The following is a 25,310-nucleotide window of genomic DNA, read 5'->3' on the forward strand; positions in this document are numbered from 1 at the left end:
ATGCGCTCTGTTCTGATTGCCGCACTTCTCGCCTCCACGGTTTCCCCCGCCATCGCCCAGACCCAGGCGCCGATCGACAAGGCCGCCGTCGGCCCGGTCAAGCCCAATGCCAAGAACGGTCCCGAGATCGGCGATTTCGGTTTCGACATGGCGGGGCGTGACACCTCGGTGAAGCCGGGCACCGACTTCTTCGATTATGCGAACGGCACCTGGTACAAGGCGACGACGATCCCCGCCGATCGCTCGACCTATGGCATGTTCCATGTGCTTCAGGACCGCTCGCTGGAGCAGACCCGCACCATCCTGGACGAGGCGACCAAGCAGCCGGGCAACAAGGCGGGTGACTTCTACGCCAGCTTCATGGACGAGGCCGCCGTCAATGCGAAGGGGGCCGCGCCGGTCAAGCCATGGCTGAGCGCGATCCGCGCGACCAAGGACCGCGACGCGCTGGCCATCGAGATGGCCAAGCTCCAGCGTCAGGGCGTCGGCGCGCCCTTCGGCGCCTATGTCGGGCAGGACGACAAGGCGCCCGACACCTATATCGTCAGCTTCAGCCAGAGCGGGCTGGGCCTGCCGGACCGTGATTATTATCTGAAGGACGATGCCAAGCTGGCATCGGTGCGCACCGCCTACCAGGCCTATCTCGCCCGGATGCTGACGCTGGCCGGCGAGCCCAATGCCGAGGCGCGCGCGGCCGCCGTCTTCAACTTCGAAAAGGCACTGGCGAACGTCCACTGGACGCGCGTCGAGAGCCGCGATGCGGACAAGACCTATAACAAGTGGATGGCGGCGGACTTCACCGCCAAGGCGCCGGGCTTCCCCTGGGCGCAGTATATGCAGACGCTGGGCGTCGCCAACCGTCCGGCCTATCTGGTCGCACAGCCGAGCGCGGTGACCGGCGAGGCCAAGCTCTATGCCGAGACGCCGCTGAACGTCCTGCAGGACTATGCGATGCTTAAGGTCCTGCGCAGCTACGCCTCCTATCTGTCGAGCGATTTCGACAAGACCAACTTCGCCTTCTACGGCACGACCCTGTCGGGCACGCCGCAGCAGCAGCCGCGCTGGAAGCGTGGTGTCGGTCTGGTCTCCGAAGGGTTGGGCGAGGAAGTCGGCAAGCAATATGTCGCCAAATATTTCCCCCCGGAATCGAAGGCCGCCGCCGACGCGCTGGTCAAGAACCTGATCGCGGCGATGGGCGACCGCCTGCGCAACCTGGAATGGATGGCGCCCGAGACCAAGCAGAAGGCGCTGGCCAAGCTCGCGGCCTTCACGCCCAAGATCGGCTATCCCGACAAGTGGAAGGATTATTCAGGCCTGACCATCCAGCGCGGTGATCTGGTCGGCAATGTCGCGCGCGCCAACGCCTTCGAGTTCCAGCGCGACCTCAACAAGCTGGGCCAGCCGATCGATCGCGGCGAGTGGTTCATGACGCCGATGACGATCAACGCCTATGCCAACCCGCCGATGAACGAGATCGTGTTCCCGGCGGCGATCCTCCAGCCGCCCTTCTTCGATCCGAAGGCCGATCCGGCGGTCAACTATGGCGGCATCGGCGCGGTGATCGGGCATGAGATCAGCCATCACTTCGACGATCAGGGCCGCAAATATGACGCGACCGGCAAGCTGACCGACTGGTGGACGGCGCGGGACGTGGCGCGGTTCAAGACCTTCACCGATGCGCTGGTGAAGCAGTACGACGCCTATGAGCCGCTGCCGGGCCAGCATGTCCAGGGCGAATTGACGCTGGGCGAGAACATCGCCGATCTGGCGGGCCTGACCGTCGCGCTCGACGCCTATCACAAGTCGCTGGGCGGCAATCCCGCGCCGGTGATCGACGGCACGACCGGCGACCAGCGCTTCTATTATGGCTGGGCGCAGGTGTGGCGGACCAAGTGGCGCGAACCGGCGCTGCGCCAGGCGCTGCTCTCCGACCCGCACTCGCCGGGCCATGAGCGGGTGTTGACCGTCCGCAACCTCGACCCCTGGTATGCGGCGTTCAAGGTGCAGCCGACCGACAAGATGGCGCTGCCGCCCGCGCAGCGCGTCCGCATCTGGTAAGACGATAACAGACCTCTGGCCTCTCCCGATCGCGCGATCGGGAGAGGCTTTGTTTTTTGGAGAGAATGATGAAGAACCTGGTCATCGCCGCGCTGCTGGGCGCGACCGCGATCACGGGGGGCGTGGCGTTGCAGGCGCAGAACCGCGCCGCCCCCGCCAACGGCCCGACCTATGGGCGCTTCGGCTTCGACGAGAAGGGCATGGACAAGTCGGTTCGCCCCGGCGACGACTTCTATGCCTTCGCCAATGGCGAATGGGCGAAGACGACCGCGATCCCCGCCGACAAGGCGAGCTATGGCGCGTTCGACGTGCTGGCCGACCTGTCGCGCGAGCGGACCCATACCATCCTCGAACAGGCCAAGGGGCAGCGGAACCAGATCGGCACCGCCTATGCCACCTATCTCGACACCGGCACGATCGAAGCCAAGGGGCTGAGCCCGATCAAGCCGTGGCTCGACCGGATCAAGGGGCTGGGCGACATGTCCGGCTATGCCGCGCTTCTGGCCGAGGCGGATCGCAACGGCGTCGACATTCCCTTCGGCTCGGGCGTCGGCCAGGATGCGCGCCAGCCCGACATCTACACGGTGGGCTTGCGCCAGGCGGGCCTCGGCATGCCCGACCGCGACTATTATCTGAGCAGCGATCCCAAGCTGGTGGCCGCGCGCACCGCCTATCAGGCACATCTTGCCAAGATGATGGCCATGGCCGGCGAACCCGATGCCGAGGCGCGCGCCCAGGCCATCCTCGCATTCGAGACCGAGATCGCCAAGGTCCATTGGACCCGGATCGACAGCCGCGACCGGACCAAGACCTATAACAAGATGAGCGTCGCCGATCTGGCGAAGATGGCGCCGGGTTTCGACTTCGCGACCTACCTCAAGGGCGTCGGCACCCCGGTCGACACGCTGGTCGTCGCGCAGCCGACCGCCGTCACCGGCATCGCCGCGCTGATCCAGGCGACGCCGATCGCGGTGTTGAAGGATCAATTGCTGGTCCGCTCGCTCGACCAGTTCGCCGGTGTCCTGCCCGCCCAGTTCGATCGCGAGCAGTTCGCGTTCTACGGCACCACCCTGTCGGGCACGCCGCAGCAGCAGGAACGCTGGAAGCGCGCGGTCGACTTCACCAGCAGCGCGCTCGCCGACGAGGTCAGCAAGGTCTATGTCGCGCGCTACTTCCCGCCCGAGACGAAGGCGGCGGCCGACAAGCTGGTCCGGAACGTGCTGACCGCGATGGGAAAGCGTATCGACCAGCTCGACTGGATGGCGCCGGAGACCAAGGCCAAGGCACATGCCAAGCTCGCCGCCTTTACGCCCAAGATCGGCTATCCCGACCGGTGGAAAGATTATTCGGGGCTGAAGATCGTATCCGGCGACGCCTTCGGCAACGCGCTGCGGGCAGCCCAGTGGCGGCACGAGGATAACATCGCGCATCTCGGCAAGCCGATCCAGCGCTGGGAATGGGGCATGACCCCGATGACGGTGAACGCCTATGCCAATTTTGGCATGGTCGAGATCGTCTTCCCGGCGGCGATCCTGCAGCCGCCCTTCTTCGACCCCAAAGCCGATCCGGCGGTGAATTATGGCGGCATCGGCGCGGTGATCGGCCATGAGCTGAGCCATCATTTCGACGATCAGGGATCGAAGTTCGATGCCAAGGGCCAGCTGACCGACTGGTGGACGCCCGCCGACGTCGCGGCGTTCAAGGCGCGCACGGGCGCGCTAGTGAAGCAATATGACGCCTATGAGCCGCTGCCCGGCCTGCATGTGAAGGGCGCGCTGACGCTGGGCGAGAATGTCGCCGATCTGGCGGGTCTGTCGGTCGCCTATGACGCCTATCACGCGTCGCTGGGCGGCCGGCCGGCCAAGGTGATCGACGGCTTCACCGGCGACCAGCGCTTCTATCTGGGCTGGGCGCAGGTCTGGCGGCGCAATTACCGTGAAGCGAACCTGCGCAACCGCCTGCTGACCGATCCGCATTCGCCGTCGCAGCAGCGGGCCTGGGTCGTGCGCAATCTGGACCCCTGGTATGCCGCCTATCAGCCCAAGCCGGGCGAGACGCTGTATCTGGCGCCCGACCAGCGCGTCCGCATCTGGTAAACCATGCCGGAGACGTGACCGGGCACAGGATCACGCTTGACCCGTGCCCGGTCGCCGGATGAAGAGTTTCGTCATGGCGACCGCGTCTCCCCCAGCCTTGTCCCCGCTGAAAAGCGCCGCGATCGTCTCGACCGTCAGCGGACTGGGGGCTGCGGCGTTGCTATTCTTCGCGGTCCGGGATTGGGTCGTGGCGCTGGGCTTTCTCGCCGCCGCGCTGCTGGCCTTCGGCGTCATCGCCGCATGGCGTCTGCTGCGTCCGGCGACCGAGCAGACCCGCCGGACCATCGACTGGGATTTCACCCGCGTCGTGGCGGATGCCAGTGCGGACGCGATCGCGGTCACCGATCGCGCCGGGCGACTGGTCTGCGCCAACGACGCCTATGCCTCGCTCTTCCCGATGATGCCGACCCCGCCTGGCGTGCCGCTGGATGCCCCCAGCGTCGAGGCGCTGGCGCAGGCGGGCAGGGCGGCGTGGCGCGACGGCCTGGGCCGGGCGGACCGGATCGCGGTGATGGGGACCGAGCTGTCGGTGCTCGTCACCCGCGCGGGCGACGAGGCCGACCTGCTGGTCTGGCGCTTCGCCATCGCCGAGGAACAGGACCTGGCCGAGACGGTGGAGGGGCTGATCGGCGGCATCCATGGCGACCGGCTTGGCGCGGCCGGGATCATGGCCGCGCTGATCGCCCCGGATGGCCGCGTGCGCGCCGCCAACCGCGCCTTGTGCGCCCGCGCGATGGGCGGCGAGATGATGTCGATCGTCGGCCGCGACTTCGCCACGTTCCTGTCTCCCGGTGCCAGTGGTCATGTCCAGTTCGCGAGCGAGACGGGCAGCGACAAGGCGCTACGCATCCTTCAGGTGCCCTTTGTCGAGGGGGAGGGCGCGCCGATGCTCGTCATCCTTCTCGACGAGGAGCCGCATATGGTGCCGCCCGTTGGCGCCAATGCCGGCAGCCATGTGCGTGGTCTGGTCGCGCTGATGCCCTTCGGCATCGCGCTCGTCGATCGCGATGGGCGGTTCATCCAGATGAACTCGGCCTTCATGCGCGCCGCCGGAGTCAGCGGCGCGACCCCGCCGCTCTATCCGGGCGATCTGGTGGTGCGCGAGGACAAGGCGGCGGTCGCCGACGCGATCCGGCGCTTTGCCGGTGGCGCGACCCATTCGGCGGATATGGCGGTCCGCCTGAAGGATCATCCCGAAGAGCCGGTCGCGTTGACCATCGCGGGTGCGCGCGGGCTGGGTGAGGCGGCGGTGCTGCTCAGCCTGAAGGACAATTCGGAGGAAAGCCGCCTGAAGCGCGAGGTCGCGCAAGCGACCAAGATGCAGGCGGTCGGCCAGCTCGCTGGCGGTGTGGCGCATGACTTCAACAACATCCTGACCGCGATCATCGGACATTGTGACCTGATGCTGATGCGCCATTCGCCGGGTGACAGCGATTATGACGACATTCAGCAGATCCGGACGAACTCCAACCGCGCGGCCAGCCTGACCCGTCAGCTGCTCGCCTTCTCGCGGCAACAGACGCTGCGGCCCCAAATCCTGCAATTGCCCGACGTCGTGTCGGAGGTGTCGAACCTGCTCAAGCGCCTGCTCGGCGAACGGGTGCGGCTGGACGTCAGCCATGGCCGCAATCTGGGGCCGATCCGCGCCGATCCGGGGCAGCTGGAGCAGGTCGTCGTCAATCTGGCGGTCAATGCCCGCGACGCCATCCTCGAGAATGAACCGGTCGGCGGCGGCATCCTGACGATCCAGACGCGCGCCGTGTCGATGGCGGACGTGCGCGCGATGGGCAACGACATCCTGCCGGCGGCGGACTATACCGCGCTGATCATCAGCGACAACGGCACCGGCATCCCGGCCGAAATCCTGCCCAAGATCTTCGAGCCGTTCTTCACCACCAAGGAGCTTGGCAAAGGCACCGGCCTGGGGCTGTCGACCGTCTACGGCATCATCAAACAGTCAGGCGGCTATATCTTCGCCGATTCGCCGGCCGGGGGCGGCGCCAAATTCTCGATCTACCTGCCGGTCCATGCCGCCCCGGCGGTGCCGGCTGCGCAATTGCCCGCCGGCAAGCCGGCCTCGCGTGCAACGGCGACGCCCTGGGGGTCGGGCACGATCCTGCTGGTCGAGGACGAGGACATGGTCCGCGCGGTCGCCGAGCGGGCCTTGTCGCGCCAGGGCTATAGTGTTCTGGCGGCCGAGAATGGCGAGGCGGCGCTGGAGATGCTCGACAAGCATGGCAAGCCCGACCTGCTGATCTCCGACGTGGTCATGCCGACGATGGATGGTCCGACCATGGTCGGCCTGGTGCGCAAGCGCTATCCCGACCTCGCGGTGCTGTTCATGTCGGGCTATGCCGAGGAACAGCTTCGCAAGTCGATCACGCTGCCCAATGTCGGCTTCCTGCCCAAGCCCTTCTCGGTACAGCAATTGGCGGAGGCGACGCAGGCGGCGCTGGCGCAACAACCCGCTGGCGGATGACGCAAAGCATGTTATGGCGGTATCGATGACAGAGCCCGTGCAGATCCTCATCGTGGAGGACGAACCCCTTATCGCCATGATGCTCGAGGATTTCCTGGACGTCCTCGACAAACAGGTGGCGGGCACCGTCGACAGCGTCGACGACGCCCTCGCGCGGGTTGCAGAGGGCGGTATCGATGCCGCGATCCTCGACGTCAACCTGCGGGGCGGCCAGAAGAGCACCCCCGTCGCCGAAGCGTTGGCGGAGCGCGGTGTGCCCTTCGTCTTCGCCACCGGCGGCTCCGATGATGCGGTCGACGAGCGGTTCCGCGATCGCCCGCGCCTGCAAAAGCCGTTCACGATGGACGGCGTGGCCAAGGCGCTGGGGTCGCTCTAAGGCCTAAGCGGGGCTTTCAAAGTCCCGCGAAAAGCGGCGGATGCGAAATTTGCTTGCGTCAAAGGGCGGTCTGGCGACATAGGCCTGCGCCATGACACGCCAATTCGACAAGTCCCGCCTGCCGTCCCGCCACGTCTCCGTCGGTCCGGAGCGTGCGCCGCACCGCAGCTATTATTACGCCATGGGTATCCAGGAAGAGGATATCGCCAAGCCGTTCGTCGCGCTGGCGAGCGCGGGCAACAACTCCGCCCCCTGCAATACCACGCTCGATGCACAGGCCGATGCCGCGCAGGGCGGGGTGATCCGGGGCGGTGGCATGCCGCGCCGGTTCAACACCATCACCGTCACCGACGGTATCGCCATGGGCCATCAGGGCATGAAGGCCTCGCTGGTCAGCCGCGAGGTCATTGCTGATTCGGTCGAGCTGTCGGTGCGCGGCCATTGCTATGACGCGCTGGTCGGCTTTGCGGGGTGCGACAAGTCGCTGCCCGGCATGATGATGGCGATGCTGCGCCTGAACGTGCCATCGATCTTCGTCTATGGCGGCTCGATCCTGCCCGGCCGGCATCACGATCGCGACGTGACCGTCGTCGACGTGTTCGAGGCGGTCGGCCAGCATGCGGCGGGCAACTGCCCGCTCCACGAACTGATCGCGCTCGAAAAGGTCGCCTGTCCGGGGCACGGCGCCTGCGGCGGCCAGTTCACCGCCAACACCATGGCCTGCGTCGGCGAGGCGATCGGCCTGTCGCTGCCCAACAGCAACATGATGCCCGCCCCCTTCCTCGACCGCCATGGCATTGCCGAGGCGGCGGGCGAGCAGGTGATGGAGCTGGTCGCGCGCAACATCCGCCCCCGCGACATTTGCACCCGCGAAGCGTTCGAGAACGCCGCGCGCGTGGTCGCCGCCACCGGTGGCTCGACCAATGCCGGGCTTCACCTGCCCGCCATGGCGAACGAGGCGGGGATCGACTTCGACCTGTTCGACGTCGCCGAAATCTTCAAGACCACGCCCTATATCGCCGACCTGAAGCCCGGCGGCCGCTATGTCGCCAAGGACATGTATGAGGCAGGCGGCGTTTATATGCTGATGAAGACGCTTCTGGCGGGCGGCTATCTGCACGGCGACTGCATCACCGTCACTGGCAAGACGCTGGCCGAGAATATCGATGAGGTGACGTGGAACCCCGACCAGAAGGTCATCTATGACGTGAAGACCCCGATCACGCCGACCGGCGGTGTCGTCGGCCTGCGCGGCAGCCTGGCTCCCGAGGGCGCGATCGTGAAGGTCGCCGGCATGAAGCGCCTCCAGTTCGAGGGCACGGCCAAGGTGTTCGACTGCGAGGAAGAGGCGTTCGCCGCCGTCGAGGCGCGTGAGATCACCGACGGCACCGTGGTCGTCATCCGCTATGAAGGTCCCAAGGGCGGTCCCGGCATGCGCGAGATGCTGTCGACCACCGCCGCGCTCTATGGCCAGGGGCTGGGCGAGAAGGTCGCACTCATCACCGATGGACGTTTCTCGGGCGGTACGCGCGGCTTTTGCATCGGCCATGTCGGGCCGGAAGCGGCCGATGGCGGCCCGATCGCGCTGGTCGAGAATGGCGACACCATCCGCATCGATGCCGAGGCGGGGACGATCGATCTCGTCGTCGCCGAGGATGTGCTGGCCGAGCGGCGCGCCCGCTGGACCCCGCGGGTGAACGATTACCAGTCCGGCGTGTTGTGGCGCTATGCCCAGAATGTCGGCCCGGCGCATCAAGGCGCGGTCACCCATCCCGGCGCCAAGTCCGAGCGCCATGTCTATGCGGATATCTGATGCCGCCTGTCTGGCCGGCGCGATCGTGCTGGCCGGATGTTCGTCGGGACAGGACGGGGAGGGCGGCGCCACGGCGTCGTCCCCCGAAAAGCCCGGTCTCGCGATCGAATGCGCGTTGGGCGGCGCGCAGACCTTCCAGCGCGATTGCACCGTCGAGCAGAGTGCAGCGGTAGAGGCGGTGATCCTGACGGTGCGTCATCCCGATGGCGGTTTTCGGCGATTGCAGGTCACCCAGGACGGACGCGGCGTGGCGGCGGCCGATGGCGCCTTGCCGGCGCTGGTGTCGGTGGAAGGCGACCGACAGATCGGCGTGACGGTCGGGGCGGACCGCTATCGCCTGCCGGCGACCGTCTCCGCGCGATGATCCCGATCGACGGTCAGCCGGTCCTGACGGCCGAGCAGATGCGCGCGGCCGAACAGCGGCTGTTCGATGACGGCCTGGCCCCAACCAAACTCATGCAGCGCGCAGGGGAGGCGGTCTCCCGGTCGGTGGCGCGTTTGGCGGCTGGCCGCGCGGTTCTGGTGCTGTGCGGCCCCGGCAACAATGGCGGCGACGGCTATGTCGTGGCGGCCACCCTCCAGCGCTTGGGCCTGCCCGTCCGCGTCGCGGCGACCGGCGCGCCTCGTACCGACAGCGCCGTCTGGGCGCGCGGCCTTTGGAATGGCCCCGTCGAAAGCCTGGACGTGACGGAGCCTGCGCCGGTCCTGGTCGATGCCCTGTTCGGCATCGGTCTGACACGGGCGTTGGACGCATCGGTTCAGGCCGGTCTGTCACGACTGGCGACCGCGGCGACCCTGCGTATCGCGGTCGACCTGCCGAGCGGCGTGGGCAGCGATGACGGCCATCTCTTCGGCGATACCCCCCGTTTCAATGTGACGCTGGCGTTGGGGACGCTGAAGCCGGCCCATCTTCTGCAACCATCGGCCGGCATCATGGGCGCGGTACGGCTGCTGGACATCGGGGTGCCGGCGGATGGGGGGAGCCGTGTCGTGATGAGGCCGACCCTCCCCGAACCCGATGCCACCTCGCACAAATATAGCCGGGGCATGGTGGCGATCGTCGCCGGATCGATGTCGGGCGCCTCTGAACTCGCAGCGACCGCCGCCGCGCGCGCGGGTGCGGGCTATGTCCTGCACCTGAGCGATGCGCCGCAGCAGGCGGGTGCCCATCCCCATGCCATCGTCCGCCGCGCCTTTGAGCCCGACACGCTGATGGACGAAAGGATCGGCGCCATCGTGATCGGTCCCGGCCTGGGGCGTGACGAAGGGGCGCGGGCCAAGCTGGGCGCGGCGCTGGGGAGCGGTCGTCCGCTCGTCATAGACGGCGATGCCTTGCGACTGGTCGATGCCGAGGCGCTCCGCACGCATATCGGCCCGAAGATTGCGACGCCCCATGGCGGCGAGTTCACCCATTTGTTTGGGGACAAGGGCGGCGCCAAGACGGATGCGACGCGCCGAGCGGCGAAGCGGACCGGCGCGGTCGTCGTCCATAAAGGTGCCGATACCGTCATCGCCGCTCCCGATGGTCGCACCATCCTGTGCCCCGAGGCCAATTCCTGGCTTTCGACCGCCGGCACGGGCGATGTGCTGGCAGGCGCGATCGGCGCGATGCTGGCCGCAGGGCTGGAGCCACTGGCCGCCGCCGAGGCGGGGGTATGGCTGCACGGACAGGCGGCGCGCCGCTGCGGACGCGCTTTCATCGCCGATGACTTGGCAGACGCGCTTTCCGCCGTCAGAGGCTGATCGCATGAGCGATATTATCATCCGCGTCGCCGCCCGTGGCGACGGCGTGACCGAGAATGGGCGTCATGCCGCCTTTGCCGCCCCCGGCGACACCCTGTCCGCCGATGGCAGCGTAGTGCCAGGCCCGCATCACCAGACGCCGCCCTGCGGCCATTTCCCGCGCTGTGGCGGTTGCCAGCTCCAGCATCTGGATGACGAAAGCTATGCCGGCTTCGTCACCGACCGGATCGCCTCCGCGCTCGACGCGCAGGGGCTGACCGCTCCGTTGCGGCCCGCGCATCTCTCGCCCCCGCGCAGCCGCCGCCGCGCGACGCTCCACGCCGAGGCGAAGGGCGGACGTGTGCTGATCGGCTTTTCGGAGGAGAAGAGCCACGCGATCGTCGACATCGCCGAATGCCACATCCTCGCCCCCGAACTCTTCGCACTGGTCGCGCCGCTGCGCGCCCTGCTCCAGCGATGGGGGTTCAAACGGCGCGGTGACGTCCATCTGGCACTTGCGGATCAAGGCGCCGACATCCTGGTCACGAGCTTCTCGCCCGACGGGCTGGAGGCGGCCGAGGCGATCATCGCCTTCTGCCAGCGCCACGGCGTCGCGCGCTTCTCGGTCGATGACGGGCTGGGCGCCGAAACCCGGTGGGAGCCCGAACCGGTGACCATCACACTGGGCGGCGTCGCCGTTCCCCTGCCGCCGGGCGCGTTCCTGCAGGCGACGCAGGACGGCGAGGCGGCATTGGTCGCGGCGGTGCGCGAGGCGGTCGGCAATCCCCGCGCGACGGCCGATCTGTTCGCCGGGCTGGGCACCTTCGCGCTCGCGCTGCCGGGCAAGGTCTATGCCGCCGAGGGCGCGCGCGATGCGATCCTGTCGCTGAAAGGCGCGGCCAATGCGCAGCATCGCCCGGTCTTCGCCGAGCATCGCGACCTTTATCGCCGGCCGCTGACGAAGGCCGAGCTCGACCGGTTCGATGCGATCGTGCTCGATCCGCCGCGTGCCGGCGCGCGCGATCAGGCCGAGGCGCTGGCCAGCGCAGCGGTCGGCGCGGTCGCCTATGTGTCGTGCAACCCGTCCAGCTTCGCGCGCGATGCGCGGATGATGGTCGACCAGGGCTGGTCGCTCGAATGGGTGCAGCCGGTGGGGCAGTTCCGCTGGTCGACCCATGTCGAACTGGCGGCGTGCTTCGTGCGTCAGGCGTCGTCCGGATAATCCGCGCGCACGAAGAACAGCCCGTCTGACGGGGCATTGAGACCGAGCCTGGACCGGTCCTGCGCCGCCAGTGCGTCGCCGACATCGTCCGGGGTCCAGCGGCCCATGCCGACCAGTGCCAGGCATCCGACCATCGAGCGGACCTGATGGTGCAGGAAGGACCGGGCGGCGGCCCGGATATGGAGTCGCTCGCCGATCCGCTCGACCGACAACAGGTCGAGCGTCCGCACCGGGCTGTCCGCTTGGCAATGCGCCGAGCGGAAGGTGGTGAAGTCGTGCCGCCCGACCAGTCGCATCGCCGCATCGGCCATGGCGATATGATCCAGCGGCTGTGGCACCTGCCATGCCAGCCCCGCTTCATGGGTCAGCGGCGCGCGGCGATTGACGATGCGATACTCGTACGACCGCCGGATGCAGGTGAAGCGCGCATGCCAGTCGTCGGCCACCGCGACGCAATCGAGCACGGCGACCGGTGCCGGACGGATACGCGCGTTGATCGCCTCCATCAGGCGGAACGGGGTGATGGCCTTTTCGATGTCGACATGCGCGCGCATCGCCAGACCATGGACACCCGCATCGGTCCGCCCGGCCGCGTGGACGGCGGTACGCTCACCGGTGACGGCGTGGATCGCGTCCTCCAGCGCCTGCTGCACGCTGGGGCCATGCGACTGGCGTTGCCAGCCCATGAAGGGGCGACCGTCGAATTCGACCGTCAGCGCGAAACGGGTCAAAGTCGGGTGCCCGCCGGGATTGAAAACCCGCGCAGCAAATCCTCGGCGCGGGATACGCCACGCCCCGCGCGTTGAACCGTCACAGGCCGGAACGCGCCCTCGCCACAGGCGATGGTCAAACGATCGTCGAGCACCTCGCCCGCTATGCCGGATTGATCGATGACCTCGGCCGACAGGACTTTGATCCGCTCGCCCTCATGTTCGAACCAGGCTCCCGGCGCGGGGTGGAAGGCGCGGACCTGTCGCTCCAGTTCGATGGCGGGCCGGGTGAAATCGAGCCGCGTCTCGGCCTTGTCGATCTTGGCGGCATAGGTGACGCCTACTTCGGGCTGCGGCCGGGCGGGATAGCGGTCCACATCCTCCAGCACCCTGACCATCAGTCGCGCGCCCATCGCCGCCAGTTCGTCGGTCAATGCGCCCGTCGTCTTGCGGCCGATCGGCGTCGAATCCTCCAGTCGTACGGGGCCGGTATCGAGGCCCGCCTCCATCTGCATGATGCCGACCCCGGTCACCATGTCGCCCGCCAGGATCGCCCGCTGAATGGGCGCGGCCCCGCGCCAGCGGGGCAACAGCGAGCCATGGACGTTCAGGCAGCCGAGCCGGGGTGCATCCAGAATCGCCTGCGGCAGGATCAGGCCATAGGCTGCGACGACCGCGACATCGGCGTCGTGCGCCGCGAACGCCGCCTGCTCCTCCGCCCTGCGCAGCGACATGGGCGTGAACACCGGGATGCCGCGATTTTCCGCCGCCTGCTGTACCGGCGAGGCGACCAGTTGCCGCCCCCGCCGCCCGCCGGGACGCGGCGGTTGGCTATAGCTTGCGACGATGTCATGCCCGGCCTCGGCCAGCGCCTCCAGAACCGGGACGGCAAAGCCCGGCGTGCCCATGAAGATGATCCGCATGGCGCAAGCCTCTCTGCGCTGGCGGGACGGCGCGCAACCCCCTATCTGTTCCTGATGGCATCCCCCGAGATCGAGGCGCTGACCCAGGCGCTCGCGCGTATTCCCGGCCTAGGGCCCCGATCGGCCCGGCGCGCGGTTCTTCACCTACTCAAGAAGCGGGAGGCGGCGCTCGCCCCGCTTCTCTCCGCGCTGGTTGCGGTCGAGGAGCGGCTGGAGACCTGTTCGACCTGCGGCAATATCGACACCGCCAATCCGTGCGCCATCTGCGCCGATCCCCGGCGCGATCCCGCCGCGCTGTGCGTGGTCGAGGAGGTCGCCGACCTATGGGCGCTGGAGCGGTCACGGCTGTTTCCAGGCCGCTTCCATGTGCTGGGCGGTCGGCTTTCCGCGTTGGAGGGCATCCGGCCGGAAGATCTGGCGATCGACGCGCTGGTGCGGCGGATCGAGCAGGGCGGCATCGATGAGATCGTGCTGGCCATGAACGCCACGCTGGAGGGGCAGACCACCGCCCATTACATCGCGGAGCGGATCGAGCGTTTTCCGGTCCGCGTGACGCAGCTGGCGCATGGCCTGCCGGTCGGGGGCGAACTCGACTATCTGGACGAGGGGACATTGGCCCAGGCGCTCCGGGCACGGCGACCGGTGGTCTGACGCCCGGCTTGACGCTTTTGCCCTTGCGCCGTAGCGACACGGCCATGGCCATTCTTCCGATCGTCGAAGTTCCCGACCCCCGTCTGCGTCTCGTCTCCAAGCCGGTCGAGGCGGTGGACGATTCTGTCCGTCAGCTCGTCACCGACATGATCGACACGATGTACGACGCCCATGGCATCGGCCTGGCCGCGATCCAGGTCGGCGTCGACAAGCGCGTGCTGGTCATCGACCTTCAGGAGGAAGAGGACGAGGACGGCAAGCCGGTCAAGAATCCCAAGGCCTATATCAACCCGGAAATCCTGTCGGTCAGCGACGAACTGTCGACCTATAACGAAGGCTGCCTGTCGATCCCCGAGCAATATGCCGAGGTGAAGCGGCCCGCGCGATGCCAGGTCAAGTGGCTGGACGAAAAGGGCGAGGCGCATGAGGCCGAGCTGGACGGTCTGCTCGCCACCTGCATGCAGCATGAGATCGACCATCTGAACGGCGTGCTGTTCATCGACCATGTCAGCCGGCTGAAGCGCGACATGCTGATGCGCAAGCTGACCAAGATCCGCAAGGGCTGAGGCCCAACCCACGAATAGGCCTGTTCGGGCGGGCCTGTTCGATCTATGTTCCGACCTGTTTTCGAGTTTTGACAGGTTGAGATAATGCCCGAATTGATCGCCGTCGCGCTGTTGGCGCTGCTGCTGGGGGGACTGGCCGGTTGGCTGGTCGCACGCCGCAAGGCCGATGGCCTGGCGGCCGAACTGGCTACCGCCAAGGCGCAGGCGGCTGAAATCCAGCCGCTGCGGACGGCGCGCGACACCGCCGAGCGCGAACGGAGCGACGCGCTGCAGGCGCTGGCCGAGCTTCGCGGGCGGGCAGCCGATCTCGACATGATCCGCGCCGCGCGCGATGCGGTCGAGGCGGAGCGCAACGCGGCCTTGCGCGAACTCGCCGAACTGCGCGCACGGTCGCAGGAGCGCGAGACGGCCTATGCCCAGACGCTGGAGGCGCTGGGGCAGGCGCGCGAACAGATCAACACCCAGTTCGGCGAGGCGGCCGCGCGCGCGCTCGAAGTCGCGCAACGCCAGTTTCTGGAACGGGCCGAGGCGCGTTTCCGCCAGTCGGAGGAAGCGTCGGGGCAGACGCTCAAGGCGCTGCTCGATCCGGTTCACCAGCGCCTGCAACGCTATGAAGAGGGCGTGCGCAAGGTCGAGGACGAGCGCCGCGACGCCTTTGGCGAGCTGAAGGGCCAGATCGAGGCGATGCGGATCGGGCAGGAGCGAGTCTCGGGCGAGGCGGCCAAGCTGGTCAACGCTTTGCGCAATGCCCCGAAGGCACGGGGGCGCTGGGGCGAGCAGCAGCTGCGTAACGTGCTGGAAAGCTGTGGCCTGTCCGAACATGCCGATTTCCAGACCGAGGTCAGCGTGGCGGACGGCGAGGGCGGGCGGCTTCGTCCCGACGCGATCGTGCGGGTGCCCGGCGGCAAGGCACTGGTCATCGACGCGAAGGTGTCGCTCAACGACTATCAGGATGCGTTCGGCGCGGTGGACGAGGTCGAGCGGCTCGCCGGCCTGTCGCGCCATGCCGCCGCGATGCGCTCGCACGTCAACGGGCTGGGCAACAAGAGCTATTGGAACCAGTTCGACGACGCGCCCGACTATGTCATCATGTTCGTGCCGGGCGAGCATTTCCTGTCGGCGGCGCTCGAGCATGACCCGACGCTGTGGGACTTCGCGTTCGACAAGCGCGTGCTGCTCGCGACGCCGACGAACCTGATCGCGATCGCGCGGACGGTCGCAGCGGTGTGGCGGCAGGAGAAGCTGGCGCAGGAGGCTCGGCAGATCGGTGCGCTCGGCAAGGAGCTTTACGCGCGACTGGCGGTCATGGGCGGGCATGTCTCGAAGCTGGGCAAGAATCTCGATACCGCGATGACGGCGTATAACGCCTTTGTCGGCAGCCTGGAGAGCCAGGTGCTGACCAGCGCGCGGCGGTTCGAAGCGCTCAACATCGACACCGGCGGCAAGGCAATCGACTCGCCCCCGATCGGCGAGCAAGCGGTCCGGCCCTTGACCAAGCTGATGCCGGTGGCCGAGTTGACCGAGGCCGGAGACGGCGCTGAGGTTTCCTGAGGCTTTTGCGTGCCGGCCGAGCGAATGAAGCGTTTGGTCGGGGAGGAATGCCTGCTGATGTGATCGCTAGGCTTGAGCCTCCACCTCTGTTTGTACTGAACGACGTCGAAGTGCAAGAGAGTGCCTTTCAGCAGCGTTCATCCCTTGGCCTTCGACTTCGCTCAGGCTGAACGGGGGTGGGGGGCTTTGGGTTCAGCTTGCCGCCTGGCTTTTGCCCTGTTGGGCCGGCGAGTCATAGGCCAGGATCGCCGTAGCGACGGCTGCTTTAAGACTGACGACCTTGAGGCGGCATTTCAGAACCGGACCACCCCCTCCGTTCACACTGAGCGAAGTCAAAGTGCATGGGAGCGCCCGTCGGCCATGCTAATCCCTTGGCCTTCGACTGCGCTCAGGCTGGACGGGGGTGGGGGCGCTTTGGGGTTCAGCTCGCCGCCTTGCCGCCGCCCTATTGGATCGGCACGTCATAGGCCATGATCGCCAGGAGACAGTCAACCTGAGACTGGCGGCCTTGAGGCGGCATTTCGGAGCCCGGCCACCCCCTCCGTTCGCACTGAGCGAAGTCGAAGTGCATGGGAGCGCCCGTCGGCCATGCTTATCCCTTGGCCTTCGAATGCGATCACGCTGAACGGAGATAGGGGCTTCGGAGTCAGGCCGTCTTGCCGCGGCCCTGTTGGGCCAGCACCTCATAGGCCATGACCGCCGTGGCGACGGCGGCATTCAGGCTGTCGGCCTTGCCCAGCATCGGGATCTTCACCAGCACATCGCACGCCGCCGCATAATCCGCCGGCATGCCCTGTGCCTCATTGCCCGTCAGCAGGAAGGTCGGCGCGGCATAATGGGCCGAGCGATAGTCCGTCTCGGTATCCAGGCTCAGCCCGACCAGCTGGCCCGGTCCCTGCCGCAGCCAGTCGAGGAAAGGCTGCCACTCGGTCTTCACGATCGGTACGGTGAACAGCGCCCCCATGCTGGCGCGCACCGCCTCGACGGAAAACGGATCAACGCACTCGCCGACCAGGATCAGCCCGCCCGCGCCGACCGCATCGCCGGTGCGCAGGATCGTGCCCAGATTGCCCGGATCACGGAGTCGCTCGGCCACCAGCCAGATGCCCGACGACGACCGGTCGAGCATGTCCAGCGTCGTGCCCAGCTCCTCGAACACGCCGACCACGGCCTGCGGATTGTCCTTGCCCGACAGCTTGGACAGGATGTCGGGCGTCGTCTCGATCGCCTCGCCGCCGGCCAGTTCGACCGCGCGGACCAGCTGGCGCACGAGTGGATGGTCGGCCGATGGCTTGGCGAAGAACAACAGGGTCGGCAGCCGCCCCGTTTCCTTGGCTTCGGTCAGGATACGCAGGCCCTCGGCCAGGAACTGGCGAGCCTGCTTGCGGTGGCGCTTGTCGCGCAGGTCGCGGACCCACTTGATCAGCGGGTTGGAATAAGCGGTAATCTCGCGGGGCATATCAGTCTTCGCCGAACTTCGCTTCCACCAGCGCGGCCAGCACCGCGACCGTTTCGTCGGCGCCGTCACCGGCCGCGCTGATCGTGATGGTATCGCCCATCGCCGCGCCCAGCATCATCAGGCCCATGATCGAGGTGCCGGTTACCGTGCTGCCGTCCTTGCCGACACGCACTTCGCAAGGCTGGGTCGAGGCGAGAGTCACGAACTTGGCACTGGCGCGGGCATGAAGGCCGCGGCGATTGGTGATGAGAACGGTGCGCGATTGTTCGCTCATGCGGCGGCCTCGCCCAGCACTTCGGAGGCGACCGAGATATATTTGCGCCCGGCCTCACGCGCGGCGGCGACGGCGTCGACGACCTGCATCGACTTGCGCGCCGATCCCAGCCGGATCAGCATGGGCAGGTTCATCCCCGCGATCACCTCGACCCGGCCGCGCTCCATTAGCGAGATGGCGAGGTTGGAGGGCGTGCCGCCGAACAGGTCGGTCAGGACGATCACCCCGCGTCCGGCATCGACCGCGCCGATCGCGGCGGCGATGTCGGCGCGGCGTTCCTCCATGTCGTCCTCCGGACCGATCGCGATGGTCGCGATCCGCTCCTGGGGGCCGACCACATGCACCATCGCGGTCACGAACTCATCGGCGAGCCGCCCGTGCGTCACCAGAACCAGACCGATCATGTCAGACACGCATATCCATCATTGCTTGGCCGGCCCGGCTTCCAGAGAGTCTTTCGGCGCGGCACTCAAATCACGATGCACCACCGTGGGGGAAAAACCGCTTTGGCGCAACCTTCGCGCGATCCGTTCGGCGACATGCACCGACCGGTGTCTCCCGCCGGTACAGCCGATCGCGATGGTGATATAGGATTTGCCGGACGCGATGTAGCGCGGCACCACTGTGTCGAGCAGCGACTCCAACTGGCCCAGCACCGTGTCATAGGCCGGGTCGCGCCGGATATAGTCGATCACGCCCTGGTCCAGTCCGGTGCCGGGGCGAAGCTCCGCCGACCAGTGCGGATTGCGCAGGAAGCGCATGTCGAACACCAGATCGGCGTTGCGCGGCAGGCCGCGCGAAAAGCCGAAGGACATGACGGTCAGCACCGGCTCACTCAGCCCCTCGACCGCGTAGTTCGCGCGAATCCATTGGCCCAGATCGTTGCTGGTCATGTTGGTGGTGTCGAGCAGGCGGTCGGCCATATCGCGTAACGGCGCCAGGATCGCGCGCTCATGCGCGATGCCGTCATCCGCCGCCCGGTCGAGCGCCAGCGGATGGCGGTGCCGGGTTTCGGCATAGCGGCGCTTCAGCTCCGCACCACCGCAATTGAGGAACAGCGTCTCGATGGCGAGGCGGGGGCTGTCCTTCAGGCGGCGAATGCGTTCGATGATCTGTTCGGGATCGAAGTCGCGAGTGCGTACACCCAGGCTGATCGCCAGCGGTCGGTTCTTGCCCTCCATCCCGGCAGGGGGCGGCGCCTCGAGCAGGCTGTCGAGCAGGAACAGCGGCAGATTGTCGACCAGTTCCCAGCCCAGATCCTCCAGCGCCTTGAGCGTGGTCGACGTGCCGGCACCCGACATGCCGGTGACCAGCAGGATACGTTTGCGATCCATCAGGGGCGTTCCTTGCGGTGCGATAGCAGAAGCTCGACCTTGATCGCGGCCGAGGCGGGGAAGGGGTTGAGGCGAACGATAGGGAGCGCGATTCCGGCGATGATCACCTCGGCCGGCTCCGGCAGGCGATCCTCCTCGCCCAGATCGACGACCAGCGCAACCGGTGCTTCGGGGCAATGCGGCATCGCCAAGATCCCGACGCCGCGCACCTCGATGCTCCCTGCGATCCGGTCGGGCACCGCCACCCACAGCATGTCGTCGCGTGCGGTGGCATGGAGATAGTCGTCGCCGACCAGCACCGCGCCGCGATCGATCAGCCGCAGCGCCAGATCGGACTTGCCCGCGCCCGATGGTCCGCGCAACAGCACACCGACGCCGTCGATGGCGACGCAGGTCGCATGGATCAGCTCGGAACCGGGCGGGGGCATCGCCGGACCTATGCTCCCGGCGCCAACGGCAATCGCACGACGAAGCGCGCACCGCTCATCCGGTCTTCGCGCGATTCGACATGGATGCGGCCCTGATGCGCCTCGACGATGGTCCGCGCGATGGCCAGCCCCAGTCCCGAATGGCGGCCGAAGCTCTCGCCGCTCGGCCGGATCGAGTGGAAACGTCGGAAGATCGTCTCGCGCGCCTCTTCGGGAACGCCCGGCCCTTCGTCCTCGACGCGGACGATCACGTCATCCACGTCGCGCGCCAGGCTGATCGCGACGATGCCGTCGTCGGGTGAGAAGGACAGGGCGTTGGCGATGAGGTTCTCGAACACCCGTTCCAGCCGCGCACCTTCGCCCGAGATGATCACGGGACCGGGATCGGGCGCGTCGAAGCGGAGGCGGATGCCGCGCTCCACGCCGCGCGTCTCGCGCTGGGCGATCATCCCCTGGATCAGCGCATGAAGGTCGACCGGATCGAATTTGGCGCGGCTAAGCTGCGCGTCGAGGCGGGAGGCGTCCGAAATATCGGTGATCAGCCGATCGAGCCGGCGCACATCGTCGCGGATGATCGCCAGCAACTGCGCCTGCAGCGCGGGGTCGCGGACCGCCTCCATCGTGTCGACGGCGGAGCGGAGCGAGGCGAGCGGGTTCTTGAGCTCATGGGTGACGTCGGCGGCAAAGGCCTCCGTCGCATCGATTCGCGCCCGCAGCGCCAGGCTCATGTCTGATAGGGCGCGGGCCAGCATCCCCAATTCGTCGCGACGATCGGGCAGACGCGGCACGACGACCTCACGCGCACGCCCCAGGCGAACGCGCACGGCGGCCCGTGCCAGACGTCGCAGCGGCCGAACGATGGTCCGCGCCAGGAACAGTGACAGCAGGATCGAGATCAATGCGACCAGCGCCAGCAGGACGCTCAGCCGGAACCGCTCGATCCGGACCGTCTCGGTGATGAAGCGGGCATTCTCGGTCGTCATGATCGCGCCGCCGGCGGGCAGCGGTGCGGCCGCGGTGATCACCGGTGTGCGATCAGGCGCGCGCCAGACCGAGGCGGCGATCGTCCCGCGCCGCGCCGCCATGACGTCGGGCCACTCTGCACCGCCGCGCCGCTCGCGATAGAGCGGGGGGCGGTCAGCGCCCACCACGGTATCGATCCCGGCGTCCAGAAAGCGGGCGATCACCTGGCCGAGGCCCTGCTTGTCGGGATCGCGCAGCACGAAATTGCGCACGCCCAGCGCGCGACTGTCGCCGACCAGCCTTCCTTGCGCATCGAAAATGCGCAGCCGCTCACCCGTGTCACGCGCCAGCCGCGCGATCAGCGCGTCACGTTTGGCCGGCTGGACCGAGGTCAAGGCCTCGCCGATCAGCCGCACCTCGCGCACCGCCTGTGCGACCCGGTTGTCGAGCAGCCGGGTGCGATACGAATCGAGATAGAAAAAACCGCCCGCGAGCAGGAGCAGCGCGAAAATGTTGAGCGCCAGAATCCGCTGGGTCAGCGAAATCTGGCCCGACCAGCGTAGCGCCAGGTCGGGAGCGTCACTCCTCGGAGAATCGGTAACCGGCGCCATAGAGCGTCTCGATGGCGTCGAACTCGGCGTCTACCTGGCGGAACTTGCGGCGCAGGCGCTTGATGTGGCTGTCGATCGTGCGATCGTCGACATAGATGTCGTCCTGATAGGCGGCATCCATCAACTGGTTGCGGGTGCGCACGATGCCGGGGCGCTGCGCCAGCGTTTCGAGGATCAGGAACTCAGTGACGGTCAGCGTGACCGGTTCCCCCTTCCACGTCACCTTGTGCCGCGCCGGGTCCATCGCCAGCTGCCCCCGGCTGAGCGGCCCCTGCGTCTCCGCGGTGGGCGCGCCGGGCATCTGGCTGCTTCCTTCCGAGCGACGCAGGATGGCGCGGATGCGTGCGATCAGCAGGCGCTGGGAAAAGGGCTTGGCGATATAATCGTCCGCACCCATCGCCAGGCCGAGCGCCTCGTCGAGCTCGTCGTCCTTGCTGGTCAGGAAGATGACCGGGATCTGGCTCTTCTCGCGCAGCCGGCGGAGCAGTTCCAGCCCGTCCATGCGCGGCATCTTGATGTCGAAGATCGCCAGGTCGGGCGGATTGTCGATCAGCGCCTTCAGCGCGGCTTCGCCATCGGCATAGATACGGGTCAGAAACCCCTCCGCCTGAAGCGCGATGGAGACGGAGGTCAGGATGTTGCGGTCGTCATCGACCAACGCGATCGTCGCGGTCATGCGGGGGACTTTCCGGGCAAGCGATCGGCCATGGCCCTCGGTTAGGCCAAAGCGGGACACGGCTCAACCGTCTTCGCATGACGAGGTGTTTGACGTGTTAAACGTTTCGGCTAATAGGCGATCCAGCGCATACGTATTCACATGCGATAACAAGGGCGTCACGCGGCTCGACCCACGGGCGCCAAGGGGAATGAGGACGCTTCAGATGAACGAACGGATTCCGGAAATCGGCCTTGAGGCACAGGGGATCGAAACCCGCGCCACGTTGCACTGGAACCTCGTCACCGCGCGGTTGATCGAGACGGCGGTGGCGCGCGGCGAAGGCAAGCTCTCCGCCGATGGCCCGCTGGTTGTCGAGACGGGCGAGCATACCGGTCGTTCAGCGCAGGACAAGTTCATGGTCCGCGACGACGAGACCCGCGACACCGTCTGGTGGGGCAAGACCAACAAGCCGATGAGCCCGGACGATTTCGCCGCGTTGAAGGCCGATTTCTTCGCAGCACTCGGCCAGAAGGAAGACCTGTTCGTTCAGGACCTGTACGGTGGCTCGCAGCCCGAGCACCGCGTCCGCGTTCGCGTCGTGACCGAGTTCGCCTGGCATAACCTGTTCATCCGCACGATGCTCGTCCGTCCCGAAGAGCATGAGCTGCGCAAGTTCGCCGCCGAATACACCATCATCGATCTGCCCAGCTTCCGCGCCGACCCCGCACGCCATGGTTGCCGCTCGTCGACGGTGATCGCGGTCAACATGACCGAGAAGCTGATCCTGATCGGCGGCACGCGCTATGCCGGTGAGATGAAGAAGTCGGTCTTCGGCCTGCTCAACTATCTGCTGCCAACTACCGGCGTGATGCCGATGCACTGTTCGGCGAATATGGGCGCGGACGGTTCGACCGCAGTGTTCTTCGGCCTGTCGGGCACCGGTAAGACCACCCTGTCGGCCGATGCCAGTCGCACGCTGATCGGCGACGACGAGCATGGCTGGTCGGATACGGCGGTCTTCAACTTCGAGGGCGGCTGCTACGCCAAGATGATCCGCCTGTCGCCCGAGGCCGAGCCGGAAATCTTCGCGACGACCAAGCGCTTCGGCACCGTCCTCGAGAATGTGGTCATGGACCCGGTCACCCGCCAGCTCGACCTGAACGACAACAGCCTGGCCGAGAACAGCCGGGGTGCCTATCCGATCGACTTCATCCCCAATGCGTCGAAGGACAATATGGGGGGCGTGCCGCGCAATATCGTGATGCTGACCGCCGACGCCTATGGCATCCTGCCGCCGATCGCGAAGCTGACGCCCGAGCAAGCGATGTATCACTTCCTGTCGGGCTATACCGCACGCGTCGCGGGCACCGAGATCGGCGTGACCGAGCCGGATGCGACCTTCTCGACCTGCTTCGGTGCGCCGTTCATGCCGCGTCATCCGTCGGTCTATGGCAATCTGCTGAAGGAACGCATCGCCAAGGGCGGCGTCGATTGCTGGCTGGTCAACACCGGCTGGACCGGCGGCAAGTACGGCGTCGGCAACCGTATGCCGATCAAGGCGACCCGCGCGCTGCTCAACGCCGCGCTCGACGGCAGCCTGAACCAGGTCGAGTTCCGCACCGACCCGAATTTCGGTTTCCAGGTGCCGGTCTCTGTGCCGGGCGTCGACGGGGCGATCCTGAACCCGCGCGATACCTGGGCCGACAAGGCGGCCTATGACGCGACGGCGGCCAAGCTGGTCGACCTGTTCAACGAGAATTTCAAGCAGTTCGCCGAGCATGTCGACGAGGGCGTCCGCGCGGCGGCGCCCAAGGTGACGGTCGCGGCATAACGCTGACTGAGGGAAAGCGTTCTGGGGAGGGCGCTTTCCCTTGGCCTTCGACTACGCTCAGGCTGAACGGGGTTGGTACATAGCCCTACAATCCGTTCAGCCTGAGCGAAGTCGAAGGCCACGCCCCAACGTCAGCCTCAATCCGACAGAGGCTCGACCAGCAACACCCCATTATCGACATGCGCGACCCGCAACCGGGTCCCCGCTTCGGCATCCGCCCCCCGCACCGGCCATTCGCCATCGCCCAGCCTTGCGCGCCCCTCGCCACCGACGATCGGCATCGTCACCGTGACCACCTGCCCGCCCAAGCGGCGCACCGGCTCGTTCAGGACGGGCGCATCGCTGTCGACCGGGAAATCGCGATACCAGCGCCGCCCGATGACGACGCACACGATGCTCCAGACCGCGAATTCGACAAGCTGGAGCACCGGCGGCAGATCGGGGATCGCCCAGACGGTCAGCGCCGTCACACCCGCCGCGACCGCCAGGAAGATCAGGAAGACCCCCGGTACGAACAGCTCGGCGATGCCCAGCGCCAGTCCCCCGGCCAGCCACAGCGCGGCGGGATCGAGATCGCCGATCGTCACGAACCGGACTGGTCGAACGGCCCCGGCTTGGTGGTGGCGCGGGGTGTGGTGACGGTGCCGGATTTGTGGGAGGCCAGCGCGTCCTTGGCCAGTTCGCCGATGCCGCCGAGCGTGCCGATCAACTGCGTCGCCTCGACCGGGAACAGGATGGTCTTGGCGTTGGGGCTGGTCGCGAACTTGCCGACCGCCTCGACATATTTCTGCGCGACGAAATAGTTGATCGCCTGCGTGCCCCCTTGCGCGATGGCATCGGACACGACGCGAGTCGCCTTGGCTTCCGCCTCGGCCGCACGCTCGCGCGCTTCGGAGTCGCGATAGGCCGACTCGCGCCGCCCCTCGGCCTCCAGGATGCGGGCCTGCTTCTGTCCCTCGGCGCGCAGGATTTCCGAGGCGCGCGACCCTTCGGCCTCGAGGATGTTCGCACGCTTCTCACGCTCGGCCTTCATCTGGCGCGCCATGGCGTTGACGATGTCGACCGGCGGCCGGATGTCCTTGATTTCGACACGGGTGATCTTCACGCCCCAGGGCGTCGTCGCATGATCGACGACATTCAGCAGCCGCGCGTTGATCTCGTCACGCTTGGACAGCGTCTCGTCGAGGTCCATCGAACCCATGACCGTGCGCAGGTTGGTAGTCACCAGGTTCAGCAACGCGACATAGAGGTCCGACACCTCATAGGCCGCCTTGGGTGCATCCAGCACCTGGAAGAAGACGACCCCGTCGGTCGAGATCATCGCATTGTCCTTGGTGATGATCTCCTGCCCCGGAATGTCGATCACCTGCTCCATCATGTTCACGCGGCGGCCGACACGGTAGAAAAAGGCGGGATAGAAATTGAAGCCGGGCACGGCGGTGCCGGTGTAGCGGCCGAAATGCTCGATGGTGTATTGATAGCCCTGACGGACGATCTTGATCGACATCATCAGATATAACAGCACCAGCAGCACGGCCAGCGCGGCGACGATCAAACCCATCGACATCTCTCCCAATCCATCGAT

At 67.0% G+C, this 25,310-nt stretch carries 23 protein-coding genes; 12 read left to right on the plus strand and 11 right to left on the minus strand.

The features are described 5' to 3' along the window. The 8 genes from GGR48_RS05055 (at position 1) to GGR48_RS05090 (ending at position 11,766) form a co-directional block, all read left to right on the plus strand. Positions 1-2,058: a M13 family metallopeptidase gene (locus tag GGR48_RS05055; protein ID WP_183950795.1), complete on the plus strand. Its 2,058-nt coding sequence runs from the start codon at positions 1-3 to the stop codon at positions 2,056-2,058. A 68-nt stretch (positions 2,059-2,126) separates the two neighbouring features. After that, a complete protein-coding gene (locus tag GGR48_RS05060) occupies positions 2,127-4,154 on the plus strand; it encodes a M13 family metallopeptidase (protein WP_183950796.1) in 2,028 nt (675 codons plus the stop codon). Positions 4,155-4,227: 73 nt separating this feature from the next. Next, entirely contained in the window at positions 4,228-6,633 is a 2,406-nt protein-coding gene (locus GGR48_RS05065; protein ID WP_183950797.1) for a hybrid sensor histidine kinase/response regulator, read from the plus strand. A 25-nt stretch (positions 6,634-6,658) separates the two neighbouring features. Next, positions 6,659-7,009, plus strand: coding sequence for a response regulator (locus GGR48_RS05070; RefSeq protein ID WP_037567620.1), 351 nt, complete (start codon positions 6,659-6,661; stop codon positions 7,007-7,009). Between the two features lie 91 nt (positions 7,010-7,100). Next, the gene (gene ilvD, locus GGR48_RS05075) at positions 7,101-8,822 is read left to right on the plus strand and encodes a dihydroxy-acid dehydratase (protein WP_183950798.1); all 1,722 of its coding nucleotides are present in this window, start codon (positions 7,101-7,103) and stop codon (positions 8,820-8,822) included. After that, the gene (locus GGR48_RS05080) at positions 8,809-9,186 is read left to right on the plus strand and encodes a hypothetical protein (RefSeq protein WP_183950799.1); all 378 of its coding nucleotides are present in this window, start codon (positions 8,809-8,811) and stop codon (positions 9,184-9,186) included. Before ilvD ends, GGR48_RS05080 begins: the two co-directional genes overlap by 14 nt. Next, positions 9,183-10,565 (plus strand): NAD(P)H-hydrate dehydratase, encoded by a 1,383-nt coding sequence (locus tag GGR48_RS05085; protein WP_183950800.1) that lies wholly within the window; start codon positions 9,183-9,185, stop codon positions 10,563-10,565. The genes GGR48_RS05080 and GGR48_RS05085 overlap by 4 nt, the downstream gene beginning before the upstream one ends. Before the next feature lie 4 nt (positions 10,566-10,569). After that, on the plus strand, positions 10,570-11,766 hold the full coding sequence (locus GGR48_RS05090; protein ID WP_183950801.1) for a class I SAM-dependent RNA methyltransferase: 1,197 nt from the start codon (positions 10,570-10,572) through the stop codon (positions 11,764-11,766). Here the strand turns inward: GGR48_RS05090 and truA are convergent. Together truA and fmt are read right to left on the minus strand one after the other, a co-directional pair. After that, positions 11,748-12,497: a tRNA pseudouridine(38-40) synthase TruA gene (gene truA / locus GGR48_RS05095; RefSeq protein ID WP_183950802.1), complete on the minus strand. Its 750-nt coding sequence runs from the start codon at positions 12,495-12,497 to the stop codon at positions 11,748-11,750. The two genes, GGR48_RS05090 and truA, sit on opposite strands and share 19 nt — an antisense overlap. Next, complete coding sequence (gene fmt / locus GGR48_RS05100) at positions 12,494-13,399, minus strand: methionyl-tRNA formyltransferase (RefSeq protein ID WP_183950803.1); 906 nt, start codon at positions 13,397-13,399, stop codon at positions 12,494-12,496. The genes truA and fmt overlap by 4 nt, the downstream gene beginning before the upstream one ends. A gap of 54 nt (positions 13,400-13,453) precedes the next feature. Here fmt and recR point away from each other — a divergent pair, with 54 nt between their 5' ends. The 3 genes from recR to GGR48_RS05115 all read left to right on the plus strand — a co-directional run bounded on the left by recR (position 13,454) and on the right by GGR48_RS05115 (position 16,167). Then, the gene (gene recR / locus GGR48_RS05105; RefSeq protein WP_183950804.1) at positions 13,454-14,050 is read left to right on the plus strand and encodes a recombination mediator RecR; all 597 of its coding nucleotides are present in this window, start codon (positions 13,454-13,456) and stop codon (positions 14,048-14,050) included. A 44-nt stretch (positions 14,051-14,094) separates the two neighbouring features. After that, positions 14,095-14,616 carry a peptide deformylase gene (def, locus tag GGR48_RS05110; RefSeq protein ID WP_183950805.1) on the plus strand — a complete coding sequence of 174 codons (522 nt, stop codon included), beginning with the start codon at positions 14,095-14,097 and terminating at the stop codon, positions 14,614-14,616. 84 nt (positions 14,617-14,700) lie between these two features. Continuing rightward, a complete protein-coding gene (locus tag GGR48_RS05115; protein ID WP_183950806.1) occupies positions 14,701-16,167 on the plus strand; it encodes a DNA recombination protein RmuC in 1,467 nt (488 codons plus the stop codon). 646 nt (positions 16,168-16,813) lie between these two features. Here the strand turns inward: GGR48_RS05115 and GGR48_RS05120 are convergent. From GGR48_RS05120 to GGR48_RS05150, 7 genes are read right to left on the minus strand one after another with little or no spacing between them, the layout of a single operon-like run. Further along, positions 16,814-17,626 (minus strand): TrmH family RNA methyltransferase, encoded by an 813-nt coding sequence (locus GGR48_RS05120; RefSeq protein ID WP_183950807.1) that lies wholly within the window; start codon positions 17,624-17,626, stop codon positions 16,814-16,816. 1 nt (position 17,627) lies between these two features. Further along, positions 17,628-17,900 carry an HPr family phosphocarrier protein gene (locus GGR48_RS05125; RefSeq protein ID WP_183950808.1) on the minus strand — a complete coding sequence of 91 codons (273 nt, stop codon included), beginning with the start codon at positions 17,898-17,900 and terminating at the stop codon, positions 17,628-17,630. After that, a complete protein-coding gene (locus tag GGR48_RS05130; protein WP_007403466.1) occupies positions 17,897-18,304 on the minus strand; it encodes a PTS sugar transporter subunit IIA in 408 nt (135 codons plus the stop codon). Before GGR48_RS05130 ends, GGR48_RS05125 begins: the two co-directional genes overlap by 4 nt. A gap of 18 nt (positions 18,305-18,322) precedes the next feature. Next, positions 18,323-19,234: an RNase adapter RapZ gene (gene rapZ / locus GGR48_RS05135; RefSeq protein ID WP_183950809.1), complete on the minus strand. Its 912-nt coding sequence runs from the start codon at positions 19,232-19,234 to the stop codon at positions 18,323-18,325. Next, on the minus strand, positions 19,234-19,662 hold the full coding sequence (locus tag GGR48_RS05140; RefSeq protein WP_183950810.1) for an HPr kinase/phosphorylase: 429 nt from the start codon (positions 19,660-19,662) through the stop codon (positions 19,234-19,236). Before GGR48_RS05140 ends, rapZ begins: the two co-directional genes overlap by 1 nt. 8 nt (positions 19,663-19,670) lie before the next feature. Next, the gene (locus GGR48_RS05145; protein ID WP_183950811.1) at positions 19,671-21,236 is read right to left on the minus strand and encodes a sensor histidine kinase; all 1,566 of its coding nucleotides are present in this window, start codon (positions 21,234-21,236) and stop codon (positions 19,671-19,673) included. Continuing rightward, a complete protein-coding gene (locus GGR48_RS05150; RefSeq protein ID WP_183950812.1) occupies positions 21,205-21,912 on the minus strand; it encodes a response regulator transcription factor in 708 nt (235 codons plus the stop codon). Before GGR48_RS05150 ends, GGR48_RS05145 begins: the two co-directional genes overlap by 32 nt. Before the next feature lie 205 nt (positions 21,913-22,117). Here GGR48_RS05150 and GGR48_RS05155 point away from each other — a divergent pair, with 205 nt between their 5' ends. After that, positions 22,118-23,725 carry a phosphoenolpyruvate carboxykinase gene (locus GGR48_RS05155; RefSeq protein ID WP_183950813.1) on the plus strand — a complete coding sequence of 536 codons (1,608 nt, stop codon included), beginning with the start codon at positions 22,118-22,120 and terminating at the stop codon, positions 23,723-23,725. A 137-nt stretch (positions 23,726-23,862) separates the two neighbouring features. On the opposite strand, the gene GGR48_RS05160 is transcribed toward GGR48_RS05155, so the two are convergent. Together GGR48_RS05160 and GGR48_RS05165 are read right to left on the minus strand one after the other, a co-directional pair. Next, entirely contained in the window at positions 23,863-24,312 is a 450-nt protein-coding gene (locus GGR48_RS05160) for an NfeD family protein (RefSeq protein ID WP_183950814.1), read from the minus strand. Then, positions 24,309-25,286 carry an SPFH domain-containing protein gene (locus tag GGR48_RS05165; protein WP_183950978.1) on the minus strand — a complete coding sequence of 326 codons (978 nt, stop codon included), beginning with the start codon at positions 25,284-25,286 and terminating at the stop codon, positions 24,309-24,311. Before GGR48_RS05165 ends, GGR48_RS05160 begins: the two co-directional genes overlap by 4 nt. Between the last annotated feature and the right edge of the window lie 24 nt (positions 25,287-25,310).

The sequence above is a fragment of the Sphingomonas pseudosanguinis genome, assembly GCF_014196255.1.
Taxonomy (GTDB): Bacteria; Pseudomonadota; Alphaproteobacteria; order Sphingomonadales; family Sphingomonadaceae; genus Sphingomonas; species Sphingomonas pseudosanguinis.

What these genes read in the sequence shown, in the direction of transcription:
- GGR48_RS05055 (WP_183950795.1), top strand. Translation starts at nt 1, where the DNA reads ATGCGCTCTGTTCTGATTGCCGCACTTCTCGCCTCCACGGTTTCCCCC.
- GGR48_RS05060 (WP_183950796.1), top strand. Translation starts at nt 2,127, where the DNA reads ATGAAGAACCTGGTCATCGCCGCGCTGCTGGGCGCGACCGCGATCACG.
- GGR48_RS05065 (WP_183950797.1), top strand. Translation starts at nt 4,228, where the DNA reads ATGGCGACCGCGTCTCCCCCAGCCTTGTCCCCGCTGAAAAGCGCCGCG.
- GGR48_RS05070 (WP_037567620.1), top strand. Translation starts at nt 6,659, where the DNA reads ATGACAGAGCCCGTGCAGATCCTCATCGTGGAGGACGAACCCCTTATC.
- ilvD (WP_183950798.1), top strand. Translation starts at nt 7,101, where the DNA reads ATGACACGCCAATTCGACAAGTCCCGCCTGCCGTCCCGCCACGTCTCC.
- GGR48_RS05080 (WP_183950799.1), top strand. Translation starts at nt 8,809, where the DNA reads ATGCGGATATCTGATGCCGCCTGTCTGGCCGGCGCGATCGTGCTGGCC.
- GGR48_RS05085 (WP_183950800.1), top strand. Translation starts at nt 9,183, where the DNA reads ATGATCCCGATCGACGGTCAGCCGGTCCTGACGGCCGAGCAGATGCGC.
- GGR48_RS05090 (WP_183950801.1), top strand. Translation starts at nt 10,570, where the DNA reads ATGAGCGATATTATCATCCGCGTCGCCGCCCGTGGCGACGGCGTGACC.
- fmt (WP_183950803.1), bottom strand. Translation starts at nt 13,399, where the DNA reads ATGCGGATCATCTTCATGGGCACGCCGGGCTTTGCCGTCCCGGTTCTG.
- recR (WP_183950804.1), top strand. Translation starts at nt 13,454, where the DNA reads ATGGCATCCCCCGAGATCGAGGCGCTGACCCAGGCGCTCGCGCGTATT.
- def (WP_183950805.1), top strand. Translation starts at nt 14,095, where the DNA reads ATGGCCATTCTTCCGATCGTCGAAGTTCCCGACCCCCGTCTGCGTCTC.
- GGR48_RS05115 (WP_183950806.1), top strand. Translation starts at nt 14,701, where the DNA reads ATGCCCGAATTGATCGCCGTCGCGCTGTTGGCGCTGCTGCTGGGGGGA.
- GGR48_RS05120 (WP_183950807.1), bottom strand. Translation starts at nt 17,626, where the DNA reads ATGCCCCGCGAGATTACCGCTTATTCCAACCCGCTGATCAAGTGGGTC.
- GGR48_RS05125 (WP_183950808.1), bottom strand. Translation starts at nt 17,900, where the DNA reads ATGAGCGAACAATCGCGCACCGTTCTCATCACCAATCGCCGCGGCCTT.
- GGR48_RS05130 (WP_007403466.1), bottom strand. Translation starts at nt 18,304, where the DNA reads ATGATCGGTCTGGTTCTGGTGACGCACGGGCGGCTCGCCGATGAGTTC.
- rapZ (WP_183950809.1), bottom strand. Translation starts at nt 19,234, where the DNA reads ATGGATCGCAAACGTATCCTGCTGGTCACCGGCATGTCGGGTGCCGGC.
- GGR48_RS05140 (WP_183950810.1), bottom strand. Translation starts at nt 19,662, where the DNA reads ATGCCCCCGCCCGGTTCCGAGCTGATCCATGCGACCTGCGTCGCCATC.
- GGR48_RS05145 (WP_183950811.1), bottom strand. Translation starts at nt 21,236, where the DNA reads ATGGCGCCGGTTACCGATTCTCCGAGGAGTGACGCTCCCGACCTGGCG.
- GGR48_RS05150 (WP_183950812.1), bottom strand. Translation starts at nt 21,912, where the DNA reads ATGACCGCGACGATCGCGTTGGTCGATGACGACCGCAACATCCTGACC.
- GGR48_RS05155 (WP_183950813.1), top strand. Translation starts at nt 22,118, where the DNA reads ATGAACGAACGGATTCCGGAAATCGGCCTTGAGGCACAGGGGATCGAA.
- GGR48_RS05165 (WP_183950978.1), bottom strand. Translation starts at nt 25,286, where the DNA reads ATGGGTTTGATCGTCGCCGCGCTGGCCGTGCTGCTGGTGCTGTTATAT.